Here is an 18,358-nt window from a genome sequence, read left to right as displayed (position 1 = left end):
CTGATGAACTGATGAACTGATGAACTGATGAACTGATGAACTGATGAACTGATGAACTGATGAACTGATGAACTGATGAACTGATGAACTGATGAACTGATGATACGGCAGCTTCACCACAAGCGCAAGTAACATATTGAATTTATTGCGGATATTTGCGATTTTTCTATCAAGCATGCGGTGGATGAGCCATTCGTTTCATACCCAACACTAGAACCCGCTTACCGCATTGGGAAATACTCCAATCCTATATTTGGATAGGCAGCAGCTATTGCTCTTGCACAGCCACGCGCTATCGCAAACCACCACCTTCCGCGCTGTAAACCTAATTGCCAGTGACCAAGATCTTCCTCGCTGACATCAGCTCCCAGGCTCCTTGTCCTGAACCGCTAAGAAGATCGTTCCCCCACTCCCTATACCAATTTGCTTCGCTTCTAAGCTCGTTAATGACGCGTTCCCTGCGGAATGCACCCAAATGACGTGGGCAGTCCTGGCATTAATGAATGAACGGCCCAAGTCGGCCATCATTTGCATTTCAAAGCTGAAGCCGCCGCGTAGATGATCCCATTGATTTGAAGCTCACTCCTTTGCGTCGCCTGTCTCATGCCGGGCATTGTTGGCGCCCTCCAAGACTGATCAGGTACGACAGAGACGTTCGACACCCATGGATAAACTATGGCATGCCATCAGCGGCGCCATCACGACAAGTGCTATGTTTCTCTCGTCTGGCCATTTTGTTTTACTCTGCGCATACCATCATCGGACCGGGCATGATCCCGCGTCGCGATAGCCCACATCGCAATCACAATCAGCAGGGTAGAAAGATAAAACGCACCGTCTGGCACGATGCTGAACAGCGCGAAATCCGCGATGACGGCAAAGATCAGTGATAGGTATTCAAAGGGTGCGAGCTTCGAGACTTCGCTATGCTGCAGTGCCAGCGTCATCATGATATGCGCCACGCCACCGGCGAGACCTGCACCGCATAGATAGACCAATTCTATCAGTGTCGGTTGGGCCCAGCCCCAAAACACGGTCAGAGCACCGGCCACAGAGCATGTGAGGGCGAAATAGAACGCAATCGCGCCCGCGTTTTCGGTAAGCGCGAGGCTGCGGATCTGGATTTTCGCCCCGGCTGTGAAGACAGCCATGGTCAATGCCAGTGCGACCCCGATCAGATAACTCTCATCCAATTCGGTTGCGGTCAGTTTGGGGGCGACGAGCACCAGCATGCCCAGAAAGCCAAGCACAACGGCGAACCAGCGCAGGCCGGTCACCGTCTCTCCCAAAAGGGACCGGGCGAGGATTACGGCGATGACGGGTGCGAGGTAGCCAATGATCGAGGCATGCGCCAACGGCAGGTACTTGAGCGACGCAAAGGACGCAAAAAGGGCGATGCAACCCATGATGCAGCGCAACACGTGGCCGAGGGACCGTGTTGTGCGCAAACCGCCGGGAAAGTCGCGGGTCCACATCAAGAACAGCACCAATGGGATCAAAGCAATTGCGCTGCGGAAAAAGACAACCTGGCCCAGCGGGATCGCCTCTGCCAGAAGCTTGACGAAAACGACCATCACCGTGAAGAAGAAGGTCGCGCCGATCCGTAGCAGAATACCCGTTGCTTCCATGGCTCAGCCCCTAGCGCATGTCCGTCGCCGCAACCAGATCGCGCAGGCGGTCGCCGACAAGATTGATCGTCAGCACAGAGATCAGCACGGCAAGGCCCGGAAAAATCATCACATGTGGTGCCGATTGCATGTAGGGTTTCCCGTCAAGCAACATTGCCCCCCATTCCGCCGTTGGCGGTTGCACACCAAAGCCCAGAAAGCTGAGGCCGGAAACCGCGAGGATGGTCCGCGACCATGTATTGGTCCATAGCACCAGGAGTGATGGGATCACATTCGGCAGGATGTGCCGCCACAGGATCAGGCCTGGTGGCAGACCGTTCAACCGCGCCTGAACAACGAAGTCCCGTTCATCAAGCCCGTGGGCCAGACTGCGCGCGAGGCGGGTGAACTTCATCCAACTTACGATCGAAAGGGCAATGACCAGGTTCGTGGTAGACGGACCGAAGAGACCCGCGAAGGCCACTGCGGCAACCAGTTCCGGAAACGCAAAGAAACTGTCGGTCATCCGCATCAGGGCAAAGTCACCAACGCGGCCCGCGCGCGCCGCAGCCAGCCCGACAATTGTGCCGACAATCAGCCCAACCGTTGCAATAATCAGGGAGAGGCCCAGCGACCAGACCATCCCATGCATCAGCCGAGTGCCGATGTCCCGCCCCAGATGGTCCGTGCCGAAGCAGTGTTCCGCATTTGGTGGCGTGAGCCGGTCCAGAAAGTCCGCCTCTGCCGGATCGTAAGGTGTCAGCCACAGGGCAAGTCCGATCATGAGGCCGAGACAGCAAAAGGCCAGTCCGATGCGGAATCCGAACGCGGCAAGCGGGTCCTTGGAAACAGCGGGGCTATCGAGAGAGAGTTCGCTCATGCGGCACTTCTTTGTCGTGTGCGGGGGTCGGAGAGCGTCTGAATGGCATCAATCGCGGTATTGATCACCACGTAGGTGGTTGCGAAAAACATAACTAAAAACATCATGACTGGCAGATCACGCGATAGCACCGAACCCGCCAAGAGCGAGCCCAGACCGGATCGGGAGAAAGTCAATTCGACGATGATCGCCCCCTCCAAGAGCGACGCCAGATCGAGACCGATCATGGTGAGTGCGGGGATTCGTGCATGGGGCACGACATGGGCGAAAAAGATCTCGCGCTCGGAAATCCCACGAAGGCGCAGTGTTTCGATGAACGGTTGATTGTAAGCATCCAGCATGAAGCTGCGCAAAAGCCGCGTTTGCGACGCCATCACCCAAAGGGCGAGCGTAAGCGAGGGCAAGATCAGATGCGCCAGCGTGCCTTCGCCATAAGCAGGCAACCAGCCCAGATGCACCGAGACACCGAGGATCAAGAGCAACGCAAGCCAGTAATTCGGCATGGCCGCCCCGATGGAGGCGACAAAGACAGCGAACCGGTCAATCAGCGTGCCTGGATTGAATACCGCGAGACTTGCCAGCACAAACGCACCGAAAAGACCAAGCGTGAGTGAAGAGAGCGTGAGCGCCATCGTCTCACCCAGATTCGCGACAAAGATGTCCCAGACCGCAATGCCGGATGTGTAAGAGGTGCCAAAATCGCCCCTTAGTATTCCCGACATCCAGTGGCCGTATTGCACCAAAAAGGGGGCATCGAGATGAAACTCCGCGCGGATCTCCTGCAACAGCTCGGTCGGTAGACCCATCGTATCGGGATAGCGTGCCTGCGCAATGATCAGTGCTTTGTCGCCGGGTGCAAAGTGGTTCAGCGTAAACGTAATCAGGCTGACCCCTGCTAGCACAACAATCAGACCGACGAGGCGCAGAGCAAACGCGTTCATTCCGCGGCCTCCGGGCGACGCAACGCACCCAATGCGTCCGCGGCTGCAATGAGCTCACTTGCATAGTGGCTTTGGGGGGCGGCAAAGAAGGGAACACGCCCCTGGTAGGTCACGACGCGGCCGTCTTTCAGAACCAGGACTTGGTCGGCATAGCTTTCGGCAAAGCCGATGTCATGCGTGACGACGATGTAGGTCATCTGCGTTGCGTTGCGGAGCAAGTCCATCCGATAGGCGATCTTCTTTTGAACAAGCGCGTCCAATGCGCTGAGCGGTTCGTCGAAAAAGATCAGGTCCGGCTGTGCAATCATCGCCCGTGCAAGACAGGCGCGTTGAGCCTGTCCCAAGGACACCTGGGCGGGCAGACGGTCATAGAATTCGGGTCCAAGCTCCGCCTGCGCCAGGGCATTAAGCGTCGCGTCCTTCCGCTCTTCGGCGGAGAGCCGGTGGCGATGCAGGCTCTCGGCAATAGAACTCCCCAAGCTCTGGCGGGGATTCAATGCGGCAAGCGGGTCTTGCATAACCCAGCGTGTTCTGGGCAGGCCAATGCGATTGGGCATTTGACCCGTGACATCAATCCCTGCGGGACCAAAGCAAAAGCGGCTGCAAGTTGCAGGCATAAGGCCCTGCATTGCTTTGAGTATGGTCGACTTTCCCGCACCGCTTTCGCCGATGATGCAAAGCACCTCACCCTTGGCGAGCGACAGGGATACGTCTTGCAAGAGCGTCGCTTGCCCGACTCTAACGGACAGCCCATCAAGCACCAAGATGGGGTCAGCTGGCCGCATGCGTCGCCTCAATCGATGCGCTATGCCAGTGACGATGCGCCACCAGTTCACGGGCATAGGCGGTCTGCGGGCGCGTCAAAACGATATCACTGCGCCCGGCTTCGACGATCCGCCCATGTTCCATGATGACGATCTTATGTGCGTAGCGCGCCGCGAGGGCGAGATCGTGCGTCACAATGATAACCGCGATACCTTGTGCCGCTGCGATGCGCTGCACTTCCTGAAGCACTTGTGCTGCGATAATCGGATCAAGGGCAGAGGTCGGTTCGTCCAGAATCAACAGCGAAGGTTGTTCCATCAGCGCCATGGCCAAAAGCAGGCGTTGCTGCATCCCCCGGCTCCATTCATGCGGGTACTTTTGCGCGGGGTCGGGCAATGACAGCGTGTCAAACAAGGCGCGGTTGTCCTGCTGGCTACCTCTGATCCGACGCGCAAGCTGCGCCAATTGCCAGTGCAGCCGACGCAGAGGATCAAAACCATATGCGGGGCTTTGTGGCACAAAACTCATCGCTTTCGGGCGAAATGGTTTACAATCCGAAAAGCGCCAATGAGCCCCTTCAAAATGCATCTCGCCACTTGTCGGCCTTGCCGGACGCTTCAACCCCATGATCGCCCGCAGCAATGTGGATTTGCCCGCGCCGGACCCGCCAACGATAGCCAACCATTCAGATCGCGCAACTTCCAGGTTGATGTCATCCAACACAGCCCGCCCGCTAATCTCGGCGGACAGGGCATCAATTTTCAAAAGGCCATCAGCGTTATTCGACAACCGTCAAATCCGGCGTTGCCAGATAGGTTTCCGCAGGGTGAATACGGTAGCCTTCGACCTTGCCGTTCCCCACCGACACCTGCGTTTTATGGAAAAGCGGGATCAGCGGCAGGTCCTCATTCAGGATTGCCTGGATCTCCGCATAAACAGGCTGGCGATCCTCGGTGGCAAAAAGGCTCCGCCCTTTTTCAAGAAGCGCATCCAGTTCAGGGTTGGAATAGCCGCCGACATTATAGGCGCCATCTGTTGCCGCCAAGGTGCTAGGGAAGTAATCGGGGTCACCTTGCGGCGCGGTGCCCCAGGCCTGTAGATGCATGTCGATTTCACCCGCTTGCAGGGCGTCGTTATTGGCACCCCATTCGCCCATTGCAATCTCAACCTGAAGTCCGATCTGGCTCAGCATCGCCTGGCTGATTTCAAGGGAGGGGCGCAGCGCGGCACGGCCTTCATAGCTGCGCATTTGCAGCACGATATCCTCGCCGTTCAGCTCACGAATACCGTTGCCGTCTGTGTCGACAATGCCAGCGTCATCCAGCATCCCCATGGCTACGGCCGGATCATAGGGCAGAGACAAATCAGCGTTTGTCCAGGATGCCATGTTCGCCGGGAAAATACCTTGGGCCGCCTGACCCCCGACACCCACCAGCGATGCAGCAACGATCGTTTCGCGGTCAAGGCTCATTGACACGGCTTCGCGCAGGGTCGCGTTGGCCAACGGGCCATCAGACATGTTCACCTGAATGAAAAAGAGGCGCCCGGTCAGTGCCGAAAAAAGCTGCGCCCCGCCTTCTTCTTTCAACCTTGCAAATTCCGGCTCCGGGTAATGCGTGACCAGATCAACATCGCCCGCCTGCAAGGCCAGCGCGGCCACGGATGCATCCGGGATTGCGTCGATCACGAGACGGTCGAGTTTGGGTGCGCCGCCCCAGTAGTCGGCAAAGCCTGTGACCTGATAGGTCTTGTCGGTCTCCGCCATGTCAAACACAAACGGTCCGGTGCCAATGATCGGCATCTCTTCCGTACCCTCTTTCAGAACAGTGGCAGAGGGTTCTGTCAGGGACCAAAGGAAGGCGGCGTTTGGTGCCTCGGTCCGGAAAACTACTGTCAACGCGTCAACGACTTCGATCTCCGCGATCCCCAATAAGCTGACAAGGCGCGGGTTGTGCCCCGGGTGACCTTCCTCGCTCAGCTTGGCGAAAGACTCCCGTACCGCTTCTGCCGTCATCTTTGTGCCGTCATGGAATAGCACATCGTCACGCAAGGTGATCTTCCATTCCGTCTCGGACATGTTCTCAAACGCCGTCGCGAGGCGTGGCACCATATTCATCTCATAGTCCAGCCCGATCAGTGTTTCGGACACTCCCGCACGATTGGCCAGCCAGCCGTTTTGACGCGCACGCGGATCGGGGATGTTGCTCGTCGGCCCGAAACCCGACGCGATAATGATTTCCTTGTCTTCGGCATGCGTTGCAGAGGCAGAGAAGGTCAGTGCAGCGGCTATGCCGGCCACCAGAGTTCGGAACTGAGTTGCTCCGAATGGATTTCGTTTTGCAGCCATGTGGCGGCCCCCTTAACTTTGATGGATCGTCTCGTTCAGATGTTACTTATGTTATTACGTAACATTTCACCATACCGATTTTCTGCAGTCGCCAAACAACGACCTTGCCCGCGCAAAGTGCACATCTGGACACCAGCATGCGTCACCCACAGCTTCTCTACCGCGCCAATCGGTGATACCCGATCACGCGATGCAGCAGGAAACCCCGTCATCATTTTTCACCGTATCCAATCAGTTCATCGCCGATTGGCTTCTTGCCCTTCAGTCCAGATGCACCGACGACCATTATCTTTCTTTGCTTGAACGATCAGGTTTGGCCATCTGTCAGATCGGGTCTCAGGGCCGAGTGACGCTTGATCAGATTGTTTGCCTCTATCAACTCGCCGCTGTTGAGACCGGGGATGAGATGATGGTGCTTTGGTCAGCGTGGACGGGCCACGCTTGGACAGCCAGGACTACTCCCTAACATCTAGGCCAAATACTTCCGTTCCAGCTCGGACTTTTGCTGGGTGGCTAAAGGAACGAGCGGATGATCTTGCGGAGTGGCAGAACTCTCTAACCTAAGATCATTACGGCGCTCTTAGAGCCACATTGCCCTTAAACCCACCTCACAAGCAGGCTTCAAACAACGCACGAACGTTTTGTTCTGTCAGGCCAATGGGGTTGCCACCAACGCTTGGGTCTCGCAGCGCTGCTTCGGTCAAGGCGCATAGATCTGGATCTTTGACGCCGAGCTGCGCCAGCGTTTTCGGGATGGCGAAGGATGCATTGAAGCTGTCGACAAAGTCGCAGAACCCGGCGAAACCACCATCGATGCCCAGATAGGCTGCGGCCATGTCGAACCGGTCGCGAATGGCATCGGAGTTAAACCTCAGAACTGCTGGCATGAAGACGGCATTTGTGGTGCCGTGGTGTGTGTGGTGCATGGCGCCAATCGGGTGACTGAGGGCGTGGATAGCGCCAAGACCTTTTTGAAATGCTGTTGCTCCCATAGCGGCTGCGCTCATCATCTGGCCGCGGGCTTCGAGGTCGGTTCCATCGGCATAGGCGCGGGGCAAGTACTCTTTCACAAGACGCATGCCCTCAAGGGCGATGCCTTGGCTCATCGGATGATAATGCGGGCTGGAATAGGCCTCGACACAATGTGCAAAAGCATCGAGACCGGTGCCTGCAGTAATGAATTTCGGCATGCCCACGGTTAGTTCCGGGTCCATGATCACCTGGGCAGGCAACATCTTGGGATGGAATATAATCTTCTTTTCGTGGCTGTCTGATTTGGTAATGACGCTCGCCCGCCCAACTTCGGAGCCTGTACCGGCCGTCGTCGGTACAGCCACAACCGGCGCAATGACGTTGGGATCAGCGCGGGTCCACCAATCGCTAATATCCTCGAAATCCCAGAGAGGACGGGTTTGACCGGCCATAAAGGCAACGGTCTTCGCGAGATCAAGGCCAGAGCCACCACCAAAGGCAATAACACCGTCAAAGCCGCCTTCCCGATAGACAGAAACGCCATCGGCAACATTGGCATCGTTGGGGTTTGGGTCGACTTCAGCAAAGAGCGCGTTACCGAGGCCAGCCTCATTCAAAAGCGACAGGGTCCGGCTGGTGATTGGATGATCGGCAAGACCCTTGTCCGTGATCAACAAGGGCTTCGAGATGCCCGCCGCCTTGCAGGCGTCTGCGATCTCGGCGATACGGCCCGCGCCAAAGCGGATAGGGTTCGGATAGCTCCAATTGGCAGCAAGGTTCATGTTGTTACCTTCTTGAAATGGTAGGATTTTGGACGTGTCACCGCATGAAAGCCAAGGATGGAGAGCCCGGCGCCGCGACCGGTGTCTTTGCAGCCGGTCCAACACAATGCTGGGTCAAGGTAGTCGCAGCGGTTCATGAATACGGTCCCCGTCGCCAGCTGCCGCCCGATGGATTGCGCGGCGTCAGCATCCCTGGTCCAAAGCGCACAAGTCAACCCGAACTGGCTGTCGTTCATCATGCGGATCGCCTCTTCATCGTCCTTAACAGACATGATCCCGACCACTGGGCCGAAGGTCTCGTCGCGCATGATCCGCATATCATGGGTGACGTTTGTCAGGATTTGTGGAGTAAGATACGCTGCCTCATCATCAGCTGGCATCGTTGTAATATGGGGCGTGGCGCCTGCGGCTATGGCCTCGTCAATCTGCGCGCGCACTTCGGCTGCGAGACGTGTATTCGCCATCGGACCCAGCGTTGTTGCTGGGTCGCGCGGATCGCCAAGGACATAGCTGCTTACCAGTGTCACCGCTTTTTCGACGAAGCCATCGAACAGGCTTTCATGCACATAGATACGTTCGATCCCGCAGCAGCACTGGCCCGAGTTGAACATCGCGCCGTCGATCAGCGTGTCGACTGCGGCATTCAGGTCGGCGTCGGCGCGAACATAGCCGGGGTCTTTGCCGCCCAGCTCCGTCGCGACGGCGGTGAAGGTGCCCGCCGCGGCGCGCTCCATAGCCCGCCCGCCATCAACTGAACCCGTGAAATTCACCAGCCTAAACCGACCTTCGGCGATCAGGGTCGAGGTCGTGTCGTGATCCAGCACGACGTTCGTAAAAACACCTTCTGGCAAACCCGCTGCCTTGAAGGCATCGGCCAGGTGTTCGCCCACCAGAATGGTCTGCGAAGCGTGTTTCAGCATCACCGTGTTCCCGGCAATCAGGGCCGGCGCGATCGTGTTGATCGCGGTCATATAGGGGTAGTTCCACGGCGCGATCACCAGCACCGTGCCGACAGGTTCACGCTCAATCTTGCGTAGGAAGGTTTCGCTGTCTTCGATGACAATCGGCGCAAGTGCCTCTTGGGCGATGGACGCCATGTAACTTGCGCGTTCCTCAAATCCACCGAACTCACCGCCGTAGCGGACGGGTCGACCCATTTGGTAAGCGAGTTCCTCGACCATGCGGTCTGTTGTGGCACCGAGATGCGCAACAGCCTTTTGGACGTAAGCGATACGTTGGCTCAAAGGTGTCGCTGCCCAAGCCGTCTGCGCGGCGTGCGCCGCATCAATTATTGCGCGAGCGGCATCGGGCTCAAGACAGGTGCGCTCGGCATAAACTGCCCCGTCGATGGGCGAGATACAGGTGACGGCTTTGGTCATGCCTTTTCAAACCCTCTGGCAATTTCCCAATCGGTAACGACGCGGTTGAACTCTTCTTGCTCCCATGTCGCCGCGCGGGTGTAGTGATCGACGACAGCGTCGCCCATTGCAGCGCGAAGCATTTTGGATGCGGTGAACTGCTCCGTTGCAGCGCGAAGCGTTTTTGGGATTCCAGGCACGCTGTCATCATCGTACATGTCACCGGTAGCTGCGGCAGCGAGGTCAAGTTTGTCCTCAATCCCCCTGATCCCCGCAGCAAGCAGCGCCGCCTGGGCCAGATAAGGGTTCATATCGGAGCCTGGAATCCGGCACTCGACCCGGACTGCCTTGGTATCGGCGCCGCAGAGGCGAAAGCCCGCGGTGCGATTGTCGACCGACCACGCCGTCTTGGTGGGCGCAAATGTGCCCTTGGCGAAGCGTTTGTAGGAATTGATGTATGGTGCAAAGAAGTAGGTGCAGTCAGGCGCATAGGTGATCAGCCCAGCCATAAACTGGCGCATGAGTGCTGACATATGGTGCGTACCCTCCGGGTCGTGGAACGCATTTGCGCCATCCCTCCAAAGCGACATATGAACATGGCTTGCGCTGCCGACCCGCGTGTGATGCCACTTCGGAAGAAAGCTGGCCGAATGGCCTTGTTGCCAGGCGATTTCCTTGGCAGCATGTTTCGCGATGGTGTGGTGATCGGCGCAGGCCAGCGCATCGGCATAACGGATGTTGAGCTCTTCCTGCCCCGCCTCGGCCTCTCCCTTCGAATTCTCAACCGGAATTCCTGCAGCATAGAGATGGTTCCGCAGGGGACGCATCACGTGCTCTTCCTTTGAGGTTTGAAAGATGTGGTAATCTTCGTTGTAAGCACCGAGGGTTTCTAACTCGCGATATCCCTCTGCGCGGAGTTGATCGAGTGGCTTCTTGAAAATGAAGAACTCAAGTTCGGTCGCCATCATCGGGGTCAAGCCAATGGCGGCCAGCCGCGCGATTTGTTCCTTTAGCACTTGTCGCGGGGCATGAGGCACCGGCGCATGCGTGTGATGGTCCAATATATCGCAAAGCACCATCACGGTTCCCTCCAGCCACGGCATGGGGCGCAACGTGGACAGGTCTGGCTTCATGACGTAGTCGCCGTACCCGCGCTGCCAGCTCGAGGCGGCATAGCCATCCGGTGTGGACATCTCCAGATCCGTCGCAAGCAAATAGTCGCAGCAATGGGTTTCCTCGTGCGCAGCCTCAAGGAAGTTCGATACATGGAACCGTTTGCCCATCAAACGGCCCTGCATGTCGACAAAACACACCAGAACGGTATCGACCTGAACCGACGCGGCGAGGTCTTTGAGGGCATCAAAGGTAAGTGCTGCGGACATTTTCATTCGCTCCAAAGGGCTTGCGTGAAGCTACCCCAGGCATGACCTTGGGGGCTTCATGATTATGGGCGTGGCGCCCGGGTCCAGCCCGGGACACCTTTGTCTTAGGCGTAACGGTAAGGCCGTCCGGCCTTTTCCATCACCTCGTTGTATTGCTTGAAGATATTGACCACCTTCGCCTTGGTCTCACTTTCGGCTGCGATCTCGTCCCAAAAGACCTTGGCGGCGGCCTCGACCTGTGCCCATTCATCATCCGGTATCGACGTAAGCTGCATCTTGGTACCGTTCACGCGCAGATCAGCCTCACCACCCCAATACCAGTGCTGGCGATAATAATGTGACTGCTCCATGCAGACCGTCAGCAAGGCTTGCAGATCCTCTGGCAACTCGTTCCAGCGCTCCATATTGGCGAAGAAGTGGCCGATCCAGGCGCCGGAGATGTTATTGGTCAGGAAGTAGTTGGTCACGTCGGCCCAACCAACGGTGTAGTCTTCCGTGATGCCTGACCACGCGATGCCATCAAGCTCACCAGTTTGAACGGCAACCTCAATGTCCTCCCATGGCAGTGTCACCGGCACGACGCCGAACTGCGACAGGAAACGACCCGCGGTTGGGAATGTAAAGACACGCTTGCCTTGCAGATCTTCCAGGCTGCGGATCGGGTCTTTGGTGGCAAAGTGGCAGGGATCCCATGCACCGGCTGAGATATGCTTGACACCGACCTTGGCGTATTCCTCTTCCCAGATTTCCTTCAGGCCATACTGGTTGAACAACACGGGCACGTCGAGTGAGTAGCGCGACCCGAACGGGAAGTAGCCACCAAATACGGTGACTTCGGTAGGTGAGGCCATCGAGTCGTCATCGGACTGGACAGCATCAATCGTGCCGCGCTGCATTGCCTGGAACAGCTCTCCGGTGGGCACAATCTGGTCGGCGAAGAAAAGCTCGATCTGCATCCGGTCGCCGGCGATCTTGTTGAAGGTTTCGATGGCAGGCACGACAACCTCGGCGGCCAATGCGGCGCCTGCATAGGTCTGCATACGCCATGTGATAGTCGATTGAGCGATGGCCGGTGTGGCCAGCGCCGCCGGGGCTGCTACTGCAGCGCCTTGGATGAACTTACGTCTTGTGGTCATGGTCAACTCCTTGTTGGTTTGGCTCGATACTTAAGACGCGCTCTTTCTGGCGCTTAGATTCCGTAGATTGCTTGCGGCAGCCATAGGGCGATTTGCGGGAAGGCCATGATGATGATTAAGGCCACGATCATCACGGCAACGAACGGGGTGATTGACCGATAGATGTCGCCCAACGTGATCTCTGGCGGTGACATCGCCCGCATCAGGAACAGGTTATAGCCAAATGGCGGCGTCATGTAGGCGATTTGTGTGGTGATCGTATAAAGGATGCCATACCAGATCAGATCGAAGCCCAGTGCCCCCACCAACGGGATGTAAAGTGGCGCAACGATCACCAGCATGGCCGTATCGTCCAGAAATGTGCCCATCAGGATAAAACTAAGCTGCATCAGGATCAGGATCATCCAGGGGTTCAGGTTCAGGCGTTCTGTGAACAGGCTTTCGATCGCCTTGACCGCACCTAACCCATCGAACACAGCGCCAAAGGCCAGTGCGGCCAGAATTATCCACATGAACATACAGGTAATGCCCAGCGTGTTTCGGACTGATGTTTCAAACACGGTCCACGTCATCCGCCCTTTCAGTACGGCGGCAAGGAATGCAGTGATTGCCCCGATTGCCGAGCTTTCCACCAGGGAGGTCCAGCCGTTCACGAACGGGATCATCATCGCAAAGAATATCCCGAAGGGCAGCAGCCCAGCCAACAGCAGGCGGTACTTTTCGCGCTTTGGCATGGCCCGGTCTTCCGCAGATAGGGTCGGGCCAAGCATGGGGTTCCATCGGCATCGGACCGCAATGTAAAGAATGAACATCGCGGCCATCATCAAGCCCGGGACAATACCAGCCAACCAAAGCTGACCTACCGGCTGACGCGCGATCATGGCGTAGAGCACCAGAACCACTGACGGCGGCACAAGGATACCCAGGCTGGACCCGGCCTGCACGACGCCCGTGACCATCCGTTTGTCATAGCCCCGGCGTAACAATTCGGGCAACGCGATGGTCGCGCCAATGGCCATACCTGCAACGGATAGGCCGTTCATGGCAGAGATCAGCACCATCAATGCGATGGTTCCAATCGCCAGGCCACCTCTCAGCCCGCCCATCCAGACATGGAACATCTTGTAAAGGTCGTCGGCGATCCGGCTTTCGGACAGGATATAGCCCATGAAGACAAACATCGGCACCGTCAGCAGCGGATACCAGCGCATTAATTTGATCGACTGGGAAAAGGCGACGTCGAACCCGCCACGCTCCCCCCAGAGAAACAGCGCCGCAATCACCGCCACAAAACCGATGGCACCGAAGACACGCTGGCCGCTGAAGAGCAGCACCATCATTGCGGCAAACATGGTGAGGGCAAGCGCTTCGTAGGACATCAGACCGTCTCACCACGCAGGCGCAAAATGTCTTTGCATAGTTCCGACAGTGCCTGAAGCAACATAAGGAAGATGCCCAAACACATGATTGTCTTTATGGGCCAAAGATAAGGACGCCAGATTGATCGGCTACGCTCCAATGTGCCGATCTGCTTTTCGCCCGTTGCGAGATCGGCGAAGAAGCCCACAGGGTTTGATCCGAAATGGCCTAACGAGTACGCCGTCGAACTCAGGCCACCCCACAGCAGTACGCCCAAATAGAAAATCAGGCAAAAGACCATGATGGCGTCCACAGCGGCCTTTTTACGCACCGACCAGTTTTCGTAAAACAGGTCCATTCGGACATGAGCGCCCATCTGGATCGCGTAAGGCCCGCCAAGGAAGAAATAGGTGATCATCGCAAATTGTGCGACTTCCAGCGTCCAGAGAGACGGTTGATCAGAGAACTTGCTGATCGTAGACCACAAGAGTACGGCCATCATGGCGAAAATGCCGTACATAATCACCCGGCCCACGCCATAGTTGAAGCGGTCGATTACGGCGATGTAGGCACGGAGCAACCTCATTTCTTCGTCTCGCTTGCCGGGGTCGGCGTGCAAAGTGGTAGCGCTTGCGAAAGCCAGCAGGCCAGGTTATGTGCCATCTCCTCGCATTGCCCAGGCGTTTTGATCAGATCGTTCCGAAGCTCGATCATCACGTTCAGAATGCCGCGCGGCAATGCGTGTTGGCGAAGGGTATGTGTTACACCGTCATCCGGTCCGTAGGGTGAGTTACGCGCGATCTTGAAGCCATGCGCCACCTGCAAAATCACATCCGCGAGGCGGCTGTCATTGTCATGCAGAATACCAATTTCGACCGACCGCCGCTCACCGCGATAAACCGGTGTAAAACTATGGATCGTCACAAGGATCGTTGGATCTTGACGATTGTCTAAGGTGGTCGACAGCAATGCCTCGAACGGCGTGTAAAAACGTTCGACCCGGGACTGCCGTTCCGCCTGGGACAGGTTCATGTTTCCAGGGATAAGCGTTGTTTCGCTTTGCACGGGTACCGCGCTTTCGGCCTCGGGTGGGCGGTTGCAATCGTACACTAATCGCGAGACGGCGCTAAATATCAGCGGCGCGCCCAACAACTCCGACAAGCATGTTGCGGTTTCAAGCGCGCCCGGATCCCAGGCGATATGGCTGTCGAGGTCACGCGTTGTCAAACCCAGGTTTTGAAATTCTTTCGGTATGCGCGCGGCGGCGTGTTCGCATACAAGCACAACAGGGCTGCAACCAGAGGAACGCAGCACCCGCGGCGCAAATTCTACCTCTTCAATGTGCTTTCGTTTGTGCAACACCCCTGTCATTTGAAAACTTTTCTTCATCATGAATGCAGCTGTCAATATTTTGATGTGAAATTTCTTTCAGAGGAACAACTGATGTATATTTTTTGACCAGATCAAAAAACATCACTACGATGCCGCCACGCAATTCAGGATGTGCATGCAAACCATCGCCGAGAAGCTACAGGGCCGGACCGGGAACCTTACCCGTGCTGAGCGCAAGTTAAGCGACGTGATCCTTCGGAATTATCCCGTTTCCGGTCTGGGCACGATCACCTCGCTGGCCGAGGCGGCGGATGTTTCGACACCAACCGTGGCGCGGTTGGTTCAAAAGCTCGGCTTTGCAGGCTTTCCCGAGTTTCAGTATGGGCTGCGTCAGGAGTTGGACGAGAAGATCTCAAGCCCACTCACGAAAAGAGAGAACTGGGTTGACGACGCGCCAGACGCACATCTGCTGAACCGTTTTACCAAAGCTGTCATCGACAATATCGGCCAGTCCATGGCCAAGGTCGATCCGCAGGCTTTCGACACGGCTTGCGAGATGCTCAGCGATACCAAGCGTAGTGTGTTCATTGTTGGAGGTCGTATCACACGCACACTGGCAGACTACTTCTTTCTGCATTTTCAGGTCATCCGCAGCCGCGTGACGCAGATCACATCGAACTCAAATGCCTGGCCGCACTTCGCCCTCGATTTCGAAGCAAATGACGTCGTGGTTATTTTTGACGTGCGTCGGTATGAAAACAGTACCCTGAAACTGGCCGAACTGGCGCGCGAACGCGGCGCCGAGATCATCCTGTTCACCGATCAATGGATGTCGCCCATTGCGCAACTGGCGACCATCACATTCTCAAACCAAATCGCGGCACCATCTGCCTGGGATTCGAACATTACGACCATGCTTATGTCCGAGATCGTGATCGCCGAGGTCCAGGAGCGGAATTGGGGCACGACCCGAAAACGGATGGAGGGGCTCGAAAGCATGTTCGACCGAACCAAACTATTCCAGAAATTCTGACGAGCGCACGACAGATGAATGTCGGCGATCAATCTAGTCCGAAGTCCGACAGACGAGCACAGGTAAGGATTCTCGCAGACCAGAGGTCAAGAGGGCCCAAAACATATCGCGACAAAGCTCTCTGCAACAATGCGTTTAATGGACGATCAAGATACGGACGCAATTGGTGATGACATCACCATACCAGATTGCTTAGGTTTTCAGTGGACGTTTGCCGTGGCCTTGTGCCTCAGGCTGCCTTCCTTCTTGAACACTGCTCTAAGACTGGTCGGATCGCCCTGAATGTCAGCTTACTCCAACGACCCCGGCGACTTCGCCTCTGCAGCAAATGACCGTTTCCCACCTCGATGCACTAGTCACCCGTCCCCTCAAGCTTAAGCCAGTAGCGGGTATAACGGCGTTCCCCGGTTCGCGTGAGGGCATTAAGCTCGACAAGCTCCTGCAGATCCCTGGTCGCCGTTGCCCGCGAAGTACCGGAGATCGAAATATAGTTCTCCGCGCTCAGGCCACCTTTGAAGCCGTCCGATCCTTCCCGGAATATTCGTTCGATCACCTTGGCCTGTCTTTCATTCAATGTGTCGCGATGCCGGTCGTAGAAATGCGCCTTGGCAATGAAGAACCCCACCCGGTCCAAGGTGACCTGCTGCGCGGCTAGCACCGTTTCGGCAAACCATACCAGCCAAGGCGTGACATCCAGCGTCTTTTGGTGCCGCTCAAGCTGATCGTAGTAGTCTTTCCGTTTTCGCTCGATGGTGAAGGCGAGCGCGATCAGGCTCGGCTGCCCAATGTTCTGAGCCAGGGACTTTTCGGCCAGGGCCCGACCAAGGCGACCGTTCCCGTCCTCGAATGGATGGATACTCTCAAAGTAGAGATGACTGAGGCCGGCGCGCGTCAATACTGGCAAAGGCTCTTTGGCAGCCGGCACTGTCCGGTTGAACCAGTCGACATACCGGTCCATTTCGCCCAGAACCTGCTCAGACGGTGGGGCTTCAAAATGCACGACCGGACGATCAAGACGACCCGAGACAATCTGCATAGCATCTTTGTGCTGCCGGTATGACCCGATCACCGCCAACCGTTTGTCGAAAGACAAGAGCATCTCGTGCCACCGAAACAGAGTTTGATGCGTCAGAGGCTCGGCATAGGTCGAGTACACGTCGACCATCAATTCGGCCACGCCCTGCTCCCGGGGTTTGTTCGGATAGCTGTCCGGTTCCAATCCGAGGTGTCGGCGAAGTGAGGATTGCACACTTCGCCGGTCCAGCATCTCGCCTTCAATGGCACTGGTTTTCATGGCCTCATCGCTCAGCAGATCGATGCGGAGTTGATCACGCTCAGACGGGCTCACATGGTGGACGGCACCTAGGATTTCGCCTGACGACAGCAGAAACCGCTGCTCGAGTGGCGCAAGTGCTGCTTTGTCATACCGGAAATCCGGCCAACCGGATATCTGCCAGTTCCATGCCATGAGTTATAGAACTCCTTTCTATAACTCACAGATAGATCATTTTTGAGCTATAGAAGTCAATTCTATGCCTCACAGCGCGCAACGCCGTGTAGCACTCTGATACTCGCGGACCTCAGTTCCTAATAAGTCGCCGACTGATTGAAAGTCAGAGCCCGGCCGATTGAAAGCGGGCGACGTTATGTGTCCGAAGTTTAGTGCATATTTCGGACATCACGACTTCGACCGTTCCAGCTCCGGCAGGTCCCGCAGGCTCTGCAGATCGAAGGTCACGAGGAACGTCTCCGTCGTCACGAAGGTATGCGGCACGCCGGGGCGCGGTGATCGCGGTCCGCTGGCGATCAGGTCCTTGTAGCGCAGCCGGGCGAGCAGATCACGGCTCACCTCTTTGCCAAAGATATCCTTGAGCCCGGCCCGGTCGATCGGCTGGTAATAAGCGATCGCGCAAAGCACCCCCATCTTCATCTCAGTGAAGGCGAGGGCTTGTTCGCTTATACGTGGCGACAGCATTGACGCCGACTCGCCAGCATCCTCGGTCAGGAACAGATCGACCGCGACGTCCGACCCTTTCGCCCGCGGCTTCGGAGCGACGGTACGAAGAGCCGCGGCGCAACAAGCAAGCTTTCGTGCCAACTGGATCGTCTCTTCGGTGGACTCAAGGTTCCGCATTTGGATTACCAGCGCAGCCCACTGCCCTTCTGCCGTCAGGTCTCGCAGTGCCGCTCTTGTCCGGCCAATCCCTGCGCGGGCTTCGCCTCCTCCGCCGGCGTTGACGAGCGCTATGTCCAAGAACACCTTGGCCACGCCTCTGCCGAAATGATCCGGCGTTACCAGCGTCGCCGAGATCGCTTCCGCATAAACCTCACAAAAGCCGCTGGGCTGTGATCCTCTTAGAACACCACTTTCAGCCCTGCGTTTGCACTGAGGGCGCTGGTATCGCCCGCATTGCTGAGCCCGGTGGCATAGGCAACGTCGCCAAACAGATCCACACGCTCGGTC

The 18,358-nt window shown here is 56.8% G+C and carries 16 protein-coding genes and 3 pseudogenes; 2 read left to right on the top strand and 17 right to left on the bottom strand.

Features of this window, described 5'->3' with window-relative positions:
- Positions 1-710: 710 nt before the first annotated feature.
- From SLH47_RS25370 to SLH47_RS25305, 14 genes are all read right to left on the bottom strand, one after another.
- Positions 711-1,628, bottom strand: a complete 918-nt coding sequence (locus SLH47_RS25370) for a DMT family transporter (protein ID WP_320243823.1) — start codon at positions 1,626-1,628, stop codon at positions 711-713.
- Between the two features lie 10 nt (positions 1,629-1,638).
- A complete protein-coding gene (locus tag SLH47_RS25365) occupies positions 1,639-2,487 on the bottom strand; it encodes an ABC transporter permease (protein ID WP_320243821.1) in 849 nt (282 codons plus the stop codon).
- Complete coding sequence (locus SLH47_RS25360; RefSeq protein WP_320243819.1) at positions 2,484-3,428, bottom strand: ABC transporter permease; 945 nt, start codon at positions 3,426-3,428, stop codon at positions 2,484-2,486. Before SLH47_RS25360 ends, SLH47_RS25365 begins: the two co-directional genes overlap by 4 nt.
- A complete protein-coding gene (locus tag SLH47_RS25355; RefSeq protein ID WP_320243817.1) occupies positions 3,425-4,213 on the bottom strand; it encodes a dipeptide/oligopeptide/nickel ABC transporter ATP-binding protein in 789 nt (262 codons plus the stop codon). The genes SLH47_RS25360 and SLH47_RS25355 overlap by 4 nt, the downstream gene beginning before the upstream one ends.
- A complete protein-coding gene (locus SLH47_RS25350) occupies positions 4,200-4,958 on the bottom strand; it encodes an ATP-binding cassette domain-containing protein (protein WP_320243815.1) in 759 nt (252 codons plus the stop codon). Before SLH47_RS25350 ends, SLH47_RS25355 begins: the two co-directional genes overlap by 14 nt.
- A 13-nt stretch (positions 4,959-4,971) precedes the next feature.
- Positions 4,972-6,540 (bottom strand): ABC transporter substrate-binding protein, encoded by a 1,569-nt coding sequence (locus SLH47_RS25345; RefSeq protein ID WP_320243813.1) that lies wholly within the window; start codon positions 6,538-6,540, stop codon positions 4,972-4,974.
- A gap of 608 nt (positions 6,541-7,148) precedes the next feature.
- On the bottom strand, positions 7,149-8,294 hold the full coding sequence (locus tag SLH47_RS25340) for an iron-containing alcohol dehydrogenase (RefSeq protein WP_320243811.1): 1,146 nt from the start codon (positions 8,292-8,294) through the stop codon (positions 7,149-7,151).
- Entirely contained in the window at positions 8,291-9,673 is a 1,383-nt protein-coding gene (locus tag SLH47_RS25335; RefSeq protein WP_320243810.1) for an aldehyde dehydrogenase family protein, read from the bottom strand. Before SLH47_RS25335 ends, SLH47_RS25340 begins: the two co-directional genes overlap by 4 nt.
- Entirely contained in the window at positions 9,670-11,034 is a 1,365-nt protein-coding gene (locus tag SLH47_RS25330) for a glutamine synthetase family protein (RefSeq protein WP_320243808.1), read from the bottom strand. The genes SLH47_RS25335 and SLH47_RS25330 overlap by 4 nt, the downstream gene beginning before the upstream one ends.
- 104 nt (positions 11,035-11,138) lie before the next feature.
- Entirely contained in the window at positions 11,139-12,170 is a 1,032-nt protein-coding gene (locus SLH47_RS25325) for a TRAP transporter substrate-binding protein (RefSeq protein ID WP_320243806.1), read from the bottom strand.
- A gap of 53 nt (positions 12,171-12,223) precedes the next feature.
- Positions 12,224-13,549: a TRAP transporter large permease gene (locus SLH47_RS25320; protein WP_320243804.1), complete on the bottom strand. Its 1,326-nt coding sequence runs from the start codon at positions 13,547-13,549 to the stop codon at positions 12,224-12,226.
- Positions 13,549-14,115 (bottom strand): TRAP transporter small permease subunit, encoded by a 567-nt coding sequence (locus tag SLH47_RS25315; protein ID WP_320243802.1) that lies wholly within the window; start codon positions 14,113-14,115, stop codon positions 13,549-13,551. Before SLH47_RS25315 ends, SLH47_RS25320 begins: the two co-directional genes overlap by 1 nt.
- Positions 14,112-14,900, bottom strand: coding sequence for an N-formylglutamate amidohydrolase (locus SLH47_RS25310; RefSeq protein ID WP_320243801.1), 789 nt, complete (start codon positions 14,898-14,900; stop codon positions 14,112-14,114). Before SLH47_RS25310 ends, SLH47_RS25315 begins: the two co-directional genes overlap by 4 nt.
- On the bottom strand, positions 14,866-15,003 hold the full coding sequence (locus tag SLH47_RS25305) for a hypothetical protein (RefSeq protein WP_320243800.1): 138 nt from the start codon (positions 15,001-15,003) through the stop codon (positions 14,866-14,868). Before SLH47_RS25305 ends, SLH47_RS25310 begins: the two co-directional genes overlap by 35 nt.
- A 33-nt stretch (positions 15,004-15,036) precedes the next feature.
- Between SLH47_RS25305 and SLH47_RS25300 the strand changes: the two genes are divergently transcribed.
- Positions 15,037-15,894 (top strand): MurR/RpiR family transcriptional regulator, encoded by an 858-nt coding sequence (locus tag SLH47_RS25300; protein WP_320243798.1) that lies wholly within the window; start codon positions 15,037-15,039, stop codon positions 15,892-15,894.
- A 352-nt stretch (positions 15,895-16,246) separates the two neighbouring features.
- Here the strand turns inward: SLH47_RS25300 and SLH47_RS25295 are convergent, their stop codons facing one another.
- The 3 genes and pseudogenes from SLH47_RS25295 to SLH47_RS25285 form a co-directional block, all read right to left on the bottom strand.
- Positions 16,247-17,362 (bottom strand): Fic family protein, encoded by a 1,116-nt coding sequence (locus SLH47_RS25295; RefSeq protein ID WP_320243796.1) that lies wholly within the window; start codon positions 17,360-17,362, stop codon positions 16,247-16,249.
- 210 nt (positions 17,363-17,572) lie between these two features.
- Positions 17,573-17,842 (bottom strand): annotated as a pseudogene (scpB, locus tag SLH47_RS25290) (SMC-Scp complex subunit ScpB); the annotation flags it as partial.
- Between the two features lie 93 nt (positions 17,843-17,935).
- A pseudogene (locus SLH47_RS25285) lies at positions 17,936-18,034 on the bottom strand (hypothetical protein); the annotation flags it as partial.
- Positions 18,035-18,081: 47 nt separating this feature from the next.
- On the opposite strand from SLH47_RS25285, the pseudogene SLH47_RS25280 reads away from it, so the two are divergent.
- A pseudogene (locus SLH47_RS25280) lies at positions 18,082-18,244 on the top strand (integrase); the annotation flags it as partial.
- Between the last annotated feature and the right edge of the window lie 114 nt (positions 18,245-18,358).

The sequence above is a fragment of the Cognatiyoonia sp. IB215182 genome (genome assembly GCF_033963905.1).
Taxonomy (GTDB): Bacteria; Pseudomonadota; Alphaproteobacteria; order Rhodobacterales; family Rhodobacteraceae; genus Yoonia.
The sequence above is the reverse complement of the archived record's forward strand: the minus strand, read 5'-3'. Positions and strand labels throughout refer to the sequence as shown.